General features: G+C 64.1%; 10 protein-coding genes. 6 read left to right on the top strand and 4 right to left on the bottom strand.

What is annotated here, in order from left to right; translation table 11 throughout:
• Positions 1–33: 33 nt before the first annotated feature.
• Both K8O92_26245 and K8O92_26250 read right to left on the bottom strand, forming a co-directional pair.
• Entirely contained in the window at positions 34–969 is a 936-nt protein-coding gene (locus K8O92_26245) for a hypothetical protein (GenBank protein UAK31295.1), read from the bottom strand.
• 158 nt (positions 970–1,127) lie between these two features.
• Complete coding sequence (locus K8O92_26250; GenBank protein UAK31296.1) at positions 1,128–1,841, bottom strand: hypothetical protein; 714 nt, start codon at positions 1,839–1,841, stop codon at positions 1,128–1,130.
• A 579-nt stretch (positions 1,842–2,420) separates the two neighbouring features.
• Here K8O92_26250 and K8O92_26255 point away from each other — a divergent pair.
• From K8O92_26255 to K8O92_26265, 3 genes are all read left to right on the top strand, one after another.
• Positions 2,421–2,576: a hypothetical protein gene (locus tag K8O92_26255; GenBank protein ID UAK31297.1), complete on the top strand. Its 156-nt coding sequence runs from the start codon at positions 2,421–2,423 to the stop codon at positions 2,574–2,576.
• 439 nt (positions 2,577–3,015) lie between these two features.
• A complete protein-coding gene (locus K8O92_26260; protein ID UAK35952.1) occupies positions 3,016–4,383 on the top strand; it encodes an FAD-binding protein in 1,368 nt (455 codons plus the stop codon).
• A 55-nt stretch (positions 4,384–4,438) separates the two neighbouring features.
• Positions 4,439–5,317: a class I SAM-dependent methyltransferase gene (locus tag K8O92_26265; GenBank protein UAK31298.1), complete on the top strand. Its 879-nt coding sequence runs from the start codon at positions 4,439–4,441 to the stop codon at positions 5,315–5,317.
• A gap of 459 nt (positions 5,318–5,776) precedes the next feature.
• Here K8O92_26265 and K8O92_26270 read toward each other — a convergent pair whose 3' ends face one another.
• Positions 5,777–6,067, bottom strand: a complete 291-nt coding sequence (locus K8O92_26270; protein ID UAK35953.1) for a YnfA family protein — start codon at positions 6,065–6,067, stop codon at positions 5,777–5,779.
• Between the two features lie 1,235 nt (positions 6,068–7,302).
• On the bottom strand, positions 7,303–7,956 hold the full coding sequence (locus K8O92_26275; protein ID UAK31299.1) for a TetR/AcrR family transcriptional regulator: 654 nt from the start codon (positions 7,954–7,956) through the stop codon (positions 7,303–7,305).
• Between the two features lie 228 nt (positions 7,957–8,184).
• Between K8O92_26275 and K8O92_26280 the strand changes: the two genes are divergently transcribed.
• The 3 genes from K8O92_26280 to K8O92_26290 all read left to right on the top strand — a co-directional run bounded on the left by K8O92_26280 (position 8,185) and on the right by K8O92_26290 (position 11,950).
• Positions 8,185–9,312 (top strand): DUF5938 domain-containing protein, encoded by a 1,128-nt coding sequence (locus K8O92_26280; protein UAK31300.1) that lies wholly within the window; start codon positions 8,185–8,187, stop codon positions 9,310–9,312.
• Between the two features lie 8 nt (positions 9,313–9,320).
• Positions 9,321–10,874: a long-chain fatty acid--CoA ligase gene (locus K8O92_26285; protein UAK35954.1), complete on the top strand. Its 1,554-nt coding sequence runs from the start codon at positions 9,321–9,323 to the stop codon at positions 10,872–10,874.
• A 320-nt stretch (positions 10,875–11,194) separates the two neighbouring features.
• Entirely contained in the window at positions 11,195–11,950 is a 756-nt protein-coding gene (locus K8O92_26290; GenBank protein ID UAK31301.1) for an SDR family oxidoreductase, read from the top strand.
• Positions 11,951–12,005: the final 55 nt, after the last annotated feature.

Here is a 12,005-nt window from a genome sequence, read left to right on the forward strand (position 1 = left end):
GATACCGCCGAACAGCGCTGGCGACCACGCGACTTACGAGGCTTCGCGGTACCGAGGTGTCCACTCAGCGATGGTTGGACCCAGCCGGGCCGGGAGGTCCTCGTTCTGCCACTGCTCGCCAGGGGACAGCATCTGCGCCTCGAACAGTGCGATCGCGGTTTCGGTCATCAACACAGCGCTCTTGAGCAGGTCGGCCACCAACCCGAATAGCTCGTCTTGGCTGCCGATGACGTTCAGTGTCCAGCTGTAGCCGTGGGTGAAGCTGGAGCTGATTGAGTACGACGCCTTCGTCATAAGTTCGAAGTGCTTCCCGCTGAGCAGCTCACGGGCGTGTTTCAGAGGGTTGGCGTCGATCCAGGCGGCCCCAGCTGCAGTCATCGCAGTGAACCCGGGTGCCATGATCCCGCCGCTCGCCGCCTTCGCTTTCGCGATCGCTGTCTTCAGTTCTTCCGCAGAAGCTTCGAACGTCGCCACATCCCGCCCTTCGGCCACGCTTGTAGCTCGATCCTGCTTGGCCCACTTGATCATCTCCTCCAGCTCTTTGAAGGCCTCAGCCGCGCATCGCTGTTGCCTTACATCCCGGCTGGGGTCGCCGATGAGCCAGATCGTGCGGGCAGAGGCTTCCATTGCGGATCGACACAGCACCAGCACGGACGACGGCCAAGATCGTGACGTGGCTGGCGGCGGGACTGCCCCGTTGAACCAATCCGATATGAGAACTTCGGCGGCCGCCAGATGCTCGGCCGCCGACGAAACCGGGAATCGAGCGTACTGAGCCACCGGGTAGATCCACCCCAGTTCCGGCAGGAACCCCTCATTGTCGAGCTGCATTGAGCTGCCCTGCGGCGGATCTGTCAGCGTCACCGCCCACTGGCGAAGCTCGGCGCCGCGGGCGGCCCGCTCCACGATCCGCTTCTGCGCAGGTGGCCTGAAGAGGGCGGCGAGCGCCTCTATCTCCGGTTTACTCATTGACCGATAATGCCTTCTCGGCATGACGCGAGTAGCAGGCAAGTCCACCCGCACCGCTCCAAAACGATCTTGAAGTGGGCTGGCCAACACGCCCACTTATCGGCGGTCAGGATCGGACTGGCTGTTGACCTTGATCGGCCAGACTAAGGAGGGCGGCCCTATCGGTCGCTGATAGTCGGATCGGACGCTTGGGAGGCGAGGAGCTTGTCGATCAGCTCGACTGTCGAGAGGAACCACCAGAAGACCCAGTCGAGGTAGGCCGGGTCGTAGTCGGCGCGCTGGTCGGCTCTGCGGTGGCGGATCGCGAATTTGTTGGCGATCAGGAACAGGGCGCCCTCATCGGCGCTGAGCAGTTCTTCTTTGAGTAGGGCGCGTCGCTCCTCGAGCAGGCCGGCCAATGCCACACAGGCACTGCGCTTGTCTTCCACTCCGGCACAGCGGCTGCGGAACAGGGCGATCGCGTGGGCAGTGACCGCTCGGCGTTCCGGGTCGGCTGTGGCCAGAGCGGCGTCGACCAGATCCGCGCGGGCGTTGTCGACCTCATGGACCAAGCGGCCGACATCTTCCCCGCTCTTCGCCAAGCGCAGGCCGATGCCGTTGCGTGCCAAGAGCCGGTTGACCGTCCATCTATAGAGGATCTGTGCAGGTCGTGGAGTGAACGCTGAATAGTGCCAGCCACAACCGCTGTAAGAGTGGAACCGGCGGCGCCGGGGCCGGGAGACCAGGTCGTGGAAGATCTCGACAAGGTCGAAGAAAGTGGCCTCATCCCAGGCCGCAGGACGGGGAGACCACAGGTTCTTCTTCCCGAGCCGATCTTCGATCAGAACATCGAGAACCTCATCTGGAAACGCGCCCGCGAAGTTGTCGTCCACACATGGAGCTGGGGCCACCATCCCCAAATACCCGCGTTGCTGAAGGTCGTCCACCACAGTCCGCCGGTCATGCTGCGCCGAGTCGAGATCTCGCTCTAATACTGCAACGGCACTCGAGTCGGGTAGCGTGCCTGCGTGGTTGTGAATGTCGTTGCAGCGGAGTTGGATTCGTTGCACGAGAGGATCGGTTGCCGGTTCACGCGGTGAATGAAACGGACACAGGCGGGCCCGCGGCGGTAGCGGATTTGCAGCGCCTGGCGGCAGCCCCTCCTGCGGGACTTGTCCGCCGCGACGGCGTCTTCACCTGGGTCACCGGCCCCGAAGTACAGGTGGGCGTGCCCAGTGTCGACGGGAATGTCCTGCTCGGCCAAATCCTGGCCTTTCTCGACGTCCCGAGCTTGGCTCTGCGACAGGCGCACCGAACGTCCGCTTCGTATTCGCGGTCGGTGAAACGGCGAGCAGGCGCCGCGGCGAACCCGCTTCTACCGAGGTCAGGATCGACCTCGAAGGAATCGATCGCGCGGGTGCACCGCTCAGCACGAGCCGCGCTGCCTCATCCACCCGGCGGGGCGGCGTCCCTTGACCGCACTCGGCGTCGCACTCGGGGTCGAACGACTGCTCAGCCTGCGCGGCGAGGTCGTGGCGCCGGGTATTCACACTCCCGAGGGCTTGCTCGACCCCGCCTACGCGATCGAGCGGATAGTCGAGATCGGCGCCAGCTTCCAATCGGTTTGAGCTACGGCAAATCGCCTCACTCCGCGGTGCATCGGGGTTGTCAACAGGTGAGCGACATACGGCCATGCGTCGAGTCAGATGAGGGTGCCGCTGACGCCATCGGAGGCCTGTGCTGATACGTGTCTACTGATGTGCGCAGAATACCTACGCGCCGAGAATCGGGACGTGGTGATCGGCTACGGACGAGTCACCAGCGAAATGTACAGCGTCATGGGGCATAACAGCTGACCGCGACCTGCTACGCGCTGGTACGCGGCAGCGGGCGGTCCCGCTGATGATCCAGCGTCAGCCGCATGACAGGAGCGTCAAGATGTCCACTGAGTACGATCGGCGACGTTTCCTGTTGCGTGCGGGTGTCGGAGTGGCCGCCGCGGCCGCGGTGGTGGGATTCGATCCGGTCGGTCGGCGGTGGATCGGTACCGCGAGCGCCGAGGAAGCGATGTTCGCCGATGTTCCCGCGCTGGACGGGATGTTGGTCTTCGACGACGCCACTCGTACATCGGACTCGCTCGACCAAGGCAACATAGTCAGCCGCCGCCCGACCGCGGTGTTGCGCCCGGGATCCGTCCGTGACATCGCCACCATGATCCGGTACTGCGGGCAGTACGGCATCGAGGTCGCGGCACGGGGAGCGGCGCACACGGTGTTCGGCCAAGGTTTGGTGGCCGGGCTGCTCATCGAGATGCGAAGTCTGCGGCGCATCCACTCCATCGACGCAGACACCGCTGATGTGGACGCCGGTGTGCTGTGGCGCGAACTCACGGTCGCCGCCTTCGAGCAGGCTCGGCTGACACCGCCGGTATTGACCGGATCGGTGGACCTCACCGTCGGCGGCACCTTGTCGGTGGGCGGGGTGGACGGCAATACGGGACATTTTCAGCGCGGCTTGCAGATCGACAACGTCCGCGAACTCGAGGTGGTGACCGGCTGCGGCGATATCGAGCGTTGCTCGACGGAGCGCAATCGCGACCTGTTCGAGGCCATGCTCGGCGGGCTCGGCCAATGCGGCGTCATCACCCGCGCCACGGTGGATCTGGTGCCCGTTCAGCCCATGGTCCGGGTCTACCGCATCCACTACACCGACAGCGGACGATTCTTCGCCGACCTGCGCACACTGCTGCACCGCGGCGAGCTCGACGGAATGTACAACCTGTGGATGCCCCCCGGCACCTCGGTGCTGTACGAACTCAACGCATTCGCCCACTTCGACCCGTCGCAGCCACCCGACGACCGGTACCTGCTGCGTGGTCTGGGTGTCGAGGCAGCGACACCGCTGACCCTCGATCTTCCGTACGTGGCGGCGATACAGTTCGTCGACGATGTCCTCATCGCGCCGCTGAAGGCGACACTGAACTGGGACCGGCTCGTCAAGCCCTGGTTCGATGTCTGGCTGCCCGATGAGACGGTCGAACAGTTCGTCACCGATGTCGTACCGACATTGGGTCTCGACGATATCGGTGTCGGCGGGTTCTTCCTGCTCATCCCGCAGCGGCGATCGGCAATGACCAGACCCTTCTACCGCGTCCCGAACCAGAGTTCCAGTGACTGGATCTACCTGTTCGACTTGCTGTCGGCGTCCATGACACCGGGGCCGGATCCCGCATTCGCAACCGCCAAGCTCGCCCGCAACAGACGCCTCTACGACAAGGCCGTTGCAGCCGGTGGCACACGATATCCGATCAGCGCCATCGAATTCACCATCGACGACTGGAAGAATCATTACGGTGACACCTGGCCCCGTTTTGTGTCACTAAAACACCGATACGACCCACACAATATCCTCGCACCGGGTGTCGGGATCTTCTGAGCTGCGCAGCAGTCGCGGCACATCACGGACCGACCGGGCAGATACACACAACTGGATGAAAGTCAGGGAGCGCCACCGACTTATGGACAACTCTGCGGTTCCGAGCCGCACAGCACTCATGGCCGCCGCCGCCCGCGCGGCTCATCTCCTTGTCGACAAAGAGCCGTTCATATTTCGTGATACGTTCGCCTACACATTGCTGGGATCGCAGGCCGAAGAATTGATCGGCGTTCACCGAGCGATCGACAGTCCCATTCTGGCGACGGCACGGACGATCGCGGCGACCCGCGGTCGTTATACCGAGGATGCGCTGGCACGTTCCGAGCTCCGGCAATACGTCGTCCTGGGGGCGGGGTTGGACTCCTATGCCGTCCGGTGTGGTGAATCGGATCTGCGCATTTATGAAGTCGATCATTCGGCGACCCAGTCATGGAAGCGAAAGACTTTGGAGGCGGCCGGTATTCCGCTTCCCGAAGGACTGACGTTCATCTCCGCCGATCTGGCGTCGGGATCCCTGCTGGACCGGTTGGGTGCGGCCGGTTTCGATTCGTCGTGTCCGGCGTTCGTCAGCTGGCTCGGCGTGACCGTGTACCTACCGTACGCCGCGATCGTAGACACCGTGGCTGCGATCGGGCAATTCGCTGCCGGGAGTGAGGTAGTTGTCGAGCACATGCTCCCCGCCGACATGTGCGATACCCCGGGCCGTGAATTCGCGGAGGTAGGTGCCGCGGTGGCATCGGCAAATCTCGAATCATGGCAGACCTTCCTCAGCGCGACTGAGATGGCCACGCTATTGCAGGAGTATGGCTTCGACATCGTTCGACAGTCATATCAACGGGAGATGATCGAGCCTGGCTTGTGGATCCGTTCCGATTCATTGCGCCCGGTCAGGTCGACCGCGATCAGTCATGCCCGGTTGCCTGTCCACCCATAGGCAGGACTATTTGCCCCTGCACCTTCCAGCTGTCGGTTCATCCGTCGGCCAAGCGGCGGGGAGGCGTCGCGAACGGCGCGGCTGCGAACGGATGCCCCAGGGGGCTGCCACGACACTCGCCGAATCGTTGCGTGCGACAGCCGTTGGTCACTTCGGCTGGTGCGCTGCGAAAACAAGGTCATCGCAGTGGCGAAATCCGGCGCCTCGCGTGCCGTATGTCATGCAGTCCGCTGCGCGGACCGGTATCACGACCCTGACACCGCCCAGGTTATCGACGCCGGGGGCAGAACAGGGCTGGTCGGCTCGATGCCGTGCGGATGGAAGTACACGACGGACTCCCAGCGCTCTGCGCTGGAGCGAGGCTGGTCGACCAGCGGGCGGCGTTCTTTGCACTGGTGACCACGCCCGACGTCCTGGGTGCATCGGTCGGTTGGTCGCGGATCAGGCGTGGCGGGGTGCCTACATGATGACGGAAACGCCGAGCAGGCAGATGAGAGTGCCGGTGAGATCCCAGCGGTCGGGCCGGAAGCCGTCCACGGCCATGCCCCAGCCCAGCAAGCCCGCGACGAACACGCCACCGTAGGCGGCGAGGATGCGGCCGTTCCAGCCGGAACCAGATAATTCGCTCTCCGGCGAGGCGGGTGCCTCTTTGCCAAGTCGAGGACAGGGCCGATGCCGTCGGTGCGCGGGTGGAACGAACTCGGTGAACGCTTCGACGAGTCGGGTTCGTCCGGTGGCTCGAGGATGCAATTCGTTGTGCGCGTTGCGCTTCCGCTCGGCTGGTTCGGCAGTGAACGCGTCACTGCCGAACTCGGTGCCGATCGTGCCCGGCTTATTCGGCTGAGCCGACGTCACCGCTGCTCATCGAGCGGCCGTGCCGCCACCGCCCGACAGGCTGCTGATCGCGCAGACCAGCGCCACGAACGGGTCGGTGATACCACCACAGGTCCTCAGCGCGCTGAGTGTCCGCGCGGGTGGCAGTCATCATGTAGCGGTAGACGCGGTCGTGGTGCTGGCGGTAAAGCGCTTCGAACGGTGCCCGTCCGGTCGGCTTGGCGCGGCGAAACCTCATATCACCCGCATCTGTGTGGCCGGCGGCAATACCCCCGCACCCGTGCACGGGCGCCGACCGGCGGAAACCTCGATGATGCAGGCCGACACCGACATCCCGCTGCGAGCCAGGTACACGACACGGCTGCCGTCTGCGGCTTCCCGCAGAATCATCCGTGTCTCCACGAGGCGTTGATAGCGGCGCACACAGCCGACGATGCTCAGCCAGACCCCGCAAAGCAGCACACACAGCGCACCCCATAGCGGGCCGGCGGTCTACAGCACGTGGACCCCAGGAAAGCGTCATACAAAGCAAACGGCCACCACCGGAAAGGTAAATATCCCCAGCTCAGGGTGTATCGCAGGCTCGCCGCCGCCATATGTCCCCGACCATCGACATACTAGAATCCATCCCCCACGGCATGCCTGCAACCGTCACCATTCGTCTGTCGCGTGTCGGTCATGACCGGCGGGGGAGGACCCCGCCGGGCGGGGCCGAGATCGGGCAGATCCGTATCGACGGAGACACCCCGAAGCCTCACCGGCTCGAGAGGGACACCGCGCAGCCCCTGGGGCGGCCCACCATCCAATATGCGTCGTCACCGGCCTGGAGCGGACCCGTGACGCTAAGAATCGTAGAGTCCCGCCGGTCCAGTACGGGTGACACCGCCGTGCATGCGCGTCGGAAAGTGGCGCGACAGCGTGTTCCTCGAACGCCGCAGCCCAGTGTGCTGACGGGTCGATCGTCCGCGGCTGCAGGGGGATACGGACTGTCTGAGGCCGTAGTCGTCGGCCAGTGGCGGATGGGTGTGTCGCACCACCCGGTCCGCGTCCGCGGCGTGATGATCATGCGGCACCGGCCTGCCTCGGACGAACTGCGTGATCTTTGTGTTCGCCGCGTGATCGGTCGGCGCCGAGATGTGCGCGCCAGCTGACTACCGTGCCGGTCGTGGCTGCGCGGGCGTGGCGTCGAGCATGGTGAATATCGCTTCCAGCTGGGTGCGGGCGGCGTCGATTCCGGCGGAGTCTCCCGCAAAGTGGTGCAGCAGCGCACGGTGGAAGACCCCGTCGAGCAGCACGTACGCGGCGGCTCGATCGAAACTGGGAGAGGTTCCGCGTAGCTGGCAGTAACGCGTGACCACCCGCCAGATCATCTCTTCCCGCCGCACCTCGATGTCGAGGACATCGCTGCGAAACGACTCATCGAACAGAACCTGGTTGCGCAGGTCGTACCAGAGCCGGTGAATCTGCGCGTCGGCCACCAGCGTGCCGAAATAGGTGGCGGCGAAAGCGTTGCGCAGCTCATCGGCGTCCATCGACGCCTCGACGACCTCGTCGTAGCGGGTCACACACACGGCTTCGAACAGCCGGACAGCGTGGGTGATCAGATCGAGCTTGCCGGAGAAGTAGTAGTGCAGGACGCCGTGTGAGTACTCGGAATTCTGCGCGATCTCCCGCAGGCTGGTACGCGCGTATCCCAGTTCGGCCAGCGTGTGCAAGGTGGCCTGCGCGAGCTCGGTGCGCTTGGTCTGGAACTTGTCCCGGGCGCGTTCTTCCACACGTGCACGGGCGTCAACGACTTGTGTCACGTGTCGAGTTCCTCTCCGGTGCATCCTGCGGTTCTTTCCGAGTGTAGACGGCCATCACGACCCAACTTTTGGACGACTGTCAAAAGAATTCTTGACAGTCGTCAAGACGTGACTCTAGTGTGGCGTGCAGCACATCGCGACGCGGCTGTGAGTCGCATCTCGGCGGTGCTTGTTCCAGCTGATCCGCTGCCGGGCGTGGCGGGCAGTCCCCACGAAAGGAATCTCTGCATGGCAACCGACAAGCGCGTCGTCGTCTACGGGGCTTCGGGCTATACCGGTCGACTGATCTGCGAATATCTGCGCGAGTACAACATTCCGTTCGTGGCCGCCGGGCGTGACTACCGTCGGCTGAAGAGCGTGGTCGATGCGGTTCCGGGCATCGATACTGTCGAGCACGACATCGTTGAGGTCGAGCACTCCGAATCCGCGCTTGCGGAAGCGTTCAAGGGTGCGGCCGTGGTGCTGAACACGGTCGGTCCGTTCGCGCGCTGGGGCCATCCGGTGGTTGAGGCGTGTCTGGCCATCGGCGCTCACTACATCGACACCAACGGCGAGCAGAACTGGATGATCGATGCCGAGCAACGCTATGGGGCCGACTTCGCGGCGCAGGGCCTGGTCCTGACCCCGGGGTTGGCGCAGATGTACAGCATCGGTGAGATCGCAGCGAACATCTGCCTGGAGACACCGGGCCTGGACACGCTGGATATCCAGGTGTTCTGGAAGGGCCACCCGACGGTCGCCTCGACCAACACGATCTTGACCAATGCCGCGTTCGCCAAGTCGTACTACCTGGAACAGAACGAGTACGTGGAGTGGCCAGCAGACGAGGGCCTGTACCAGGTCGTGGTGCCCGGTCAGCATGAGCTGGGGCTGGCGTTGCCGTGGGGCGGCACCTCACATCCGGTGTGGTTCAAGAACGACCCGCGGGTGGCGAACGCGCGAGCGTTGGGTGGTGTGATCAACCGCCCGTTGATGCTGGGCGTGCCGCAGTTGGTGGCGGCGGCGCTGGAACAGATGGAGGGCAAGCCGGAGGCGGAGAAGTATCAGATCATCGACACGATCTCCGCGTCGATCCGTAGCGAGACCCCGCCGCGGGAAAATCCCCGGATCAACACCTCCCTGGATTCGGTTTACGCCTCGGGTCCGCTGGGGCGGGTCCACTGCGTGATCCACGGCAACTGCAACTACAAGCAGACCGCGCTGCTCAACGCCTACGGTGCGGCCCACTTGCTGAAGGCGCCGCCGCGGGCGGTCGGGTTCGCCTCGAGCTGCCAGGCCTTCGGGCATCGAGAGCTGCTGGGCGTGCTACGTGCCTTCGGTCTCGTGCTCGACCCGATCGTCACCGCTCATAGCTGAGGCCGATGATGCGACTTTCGGACTATCTGGACAAAGGGGTCTCACTCGGGCGCGATGCGCCCTGCCTGACGGCCGGCGGCGTTACCCGCACCTACGGCGAGGTTGTCGACCAAACTGTCGCGATCGCCAGCGCTCTGCAGCACACCGGAATCGAGGCAGGCGACCGGGTCGCGGTCCTCTCGGCTAACGACCCGATAGCCTTGAACTGCGTGTTCGGCATCTCCCGGGCCGGAGCGGTGTGGTGCCCGGTCAATCCTCGCAACGAGGCCGAGGAGAACCGTCAGCTGTTCGAACTTTTCGGCTGCCGTTTCTTGTTCTTCCAGTACGCGTTCGCCGACCTGGTTATCCGAATCCGCGACCAACTGCCGCGGCTGCAGTGGCTGGTATGCCTCGACGGCGAGGTCGAGGGCGCGGTGAGCTTGCAGGACTGGCTGTCGGACCATCGCGGCGATCTCGTTCCCGACCGCCGACCTGCCGATAGGCTGTGCATGCTCGCAGGCACCGGCGGGACCACGGGTCGCCCCAAGGGTGTGCGGTTGACCGAGGACAACATGATGACCTCGACCGCTCTGGCCTTGATGAGTTATCCCTTCGGTCACCGACCGCGCTATCTGGCATTGGCTCCGCTGACGCATTCGGCAGGGGTTCTGACCTTCCCGATCCTCAGTCTGGGCGGGGAGATCGTCATCATGCCTGCCCCCGACATCGGACAGTTCCTCCGCCTGATCGAGCGCCACCGCATCACGCACGCGTTCTTGCCGCCCACCGTGATCTATGGGGTGCTCGACCACCCAGACCTCGACACCACCGATCTGTCGTCCTTGCGTTGCCTGTGGTACGGGGCCGCGCCGATGTCACCGACCCGGCTCCACGAAGCGTTGACGCGGATCGGGCCGGTTCTCGGGCAGTTGTTCGGTCAGACCGAGGCGCCGAACATGATCGCCACACTGGCTCCGGCCGATCACTTCCGTCCCGACGGGTCGATCGCGACAGAGCGCCTCACGTCGGCCGGCCGCCCGACACCGTTGACGACGGTAGCGATCATGGACGGCAACGGAACCCTGCTCGAGCCGGGGGAACGCGGCGAAATCGTGGTTCGCGGACCGCTGGTGATGGACGGTTACCATGACAACCCCGATGCCTCCGCCGAGGTGAGCGCCCACGGCTGGCACCACACAGGCGACATCGGATACCTCGACGAGGACAATTACCTCTACATCGTCGATCGCGCCAAGGATTTGATCATCACCGGTGGATTCAACGTGTACTCCGCCGAGGTCGAACAAGCGCTACTGGCTCATCCCGCGGTCAAGGAAAGCGCCGTCATCGGCCTCCCCGATGCGAAGTGGGGCGAGCGTGTCACCGCCGTGGTCCAATTGCGGCAGGGCCGAACGGTTTCCACCGAAGAGTTGATCTCGTTCGTCAAGGCCATGATCGGCAGCGTGAAAGCTCCCAAGCAAGTCGAAATCTGGGACGATCTTCCCCGATCCAAGGTGGGCAAGATCTTGAAGAGTGAGGTGCGTAGCGCCATGCGCACAGAAGTACTGAGCGCGACAGACTGACACCATCGCCTCTCACCCGAACGGCTTCGCACGCCGACGGCGTTGCCGCATCGGGAATAGACCACGGCATAGGCGTATTCCGGTCTCGCAATGGGCCGTACGAACCGGCCACCACGACCTCTACGCCGATCGATGAGAATGCGAGACGGTCGGGATCATTCCCGGTAAGCCGCCACCACCGCGGCGATGGTTCATGAATCGCGCGGTGCATACGGGCCCGCGGCGGCGGACGATCGCCGTAACCACCGTGTGCGCGCCGGGATCGCAGAGATACCGGATCTGTCGGCAACAACATCCCAACGGAAAGGAACGACAGAAAAATGGCTGAGTTGAAAGACAAGCGAGTGTTCGTCACCGGATCCGGTGCCGGAATCGGCAAAGCGATCGCCGCTCTGTTCGCCGAGCGCGGCGCTCGTGTGGTGATCAGTGACATCGACGAAGGGTCCGCGGCCCAGGCCGCCGCACAGATCGGAGCCGCCGGGATCGCCAACTGCGACGTCACCGTCGAGAGCCAGGTGCAGACCGCGATCGCTCGGACTGTCGAGATCCTCGGAGGTCTTGATGTCTTGATAAATAACGCCGGAATCGAAATATCCTCGCCACTGCTGCAACAGTCGACCGACAGCTTCGATCGCATCTTCGCCGTCAACGTTCGCGGCCCCTTCCTAGTGATGAAAGCCGCTATCGCGCCGCTCATCGCGTCGAAAGGTAATATCGTCAACATCTCTTCCATCGCCGGCATCGGCGGCAGTCCCCTGCTCGGCTCTTACTGCGCTACCAAGGCCGCGCTCATCCAGCTCACCCGCGTCGCGGCGGTGGAAATGCGGTCATCCGGCGTACGCGTCAACGCCGTCTGCCCAGGCTTCGCCGACACTGAAATGGTCGACCGGCTGATCCCGGATTTCGAAGCCGCGACCCACATGCCCTTCAGCGATCTCGTCGCTGCCAAACAAGGCCGACTCGGCACGCCCGAGGACATCGCCGAACTCACTGCCTTCCTGGCTTCCGACCGAGCATCCTGGATCACCGGCTCCCACTACGTGCTCGACGGAGGCCTCACAGCGTCGTTGGTCTGAGCGTACTCACGCGGGCTGACTGGTGCCGAGCGGGAGGCACTGCAGCGAGAGTTGC

This window comes from Nocardia asteroides, assembly GCA_019930625.1.
Lineage (GTDB): Bacteria > Actinomycetota > Actinomycetes > Mycobacteriales > Mycobacteriaceae > Nocardia > Nocardia sputi.

What these genes read in the sequence shown, in the direction of transcription:
- K8O92_26260 (UAK35952.1), top strand. Translation starts at nt 3,016, where the DNA reads ATGTTCGCCGATGTTCCCGCGCTGGACGGGATGTTGGTCTTCGACGAC.
- K8O92_26245 (UAK31295.1), bottom strand. Translation starts at nt 969, where the DNA reads ATGAGTAAACCGGAGATAGAGGCGCTCGCCGCCCTCTTCAGGCCACCT.
- K8O92_26290 (UAK31301.1), top strand. Translation starts at nt 11,195, where the DNA reads ATGGCTGAGTTGAAAGACAAGCGAGTGTTCGTCACCGGATCCGGTGCC.
- K8O92_26280 (UAK31300.1), top strand. Translation starts at nt 8,185, where the DNA reads ATGGCAACCGACAAGCGCGTCGTCGTCTACGGGGCTTCGGGCTATACC.
- K8O92_26265 (UAK31298.1), top strand. Translation starts at nt 4,439, where the DNA reads ATGAAAGTCAGGGAGCGCCACCGACTTATGGACAACTCTGCGGTTCCG.
- K8O92_26285 (UAK35954.1), top strand. Translation starts at nt 9,321, where the DNA reads ATGCGACTTTCGGACTATCTGGACAAAGGGGTCTCACTCGGGCGCGAT.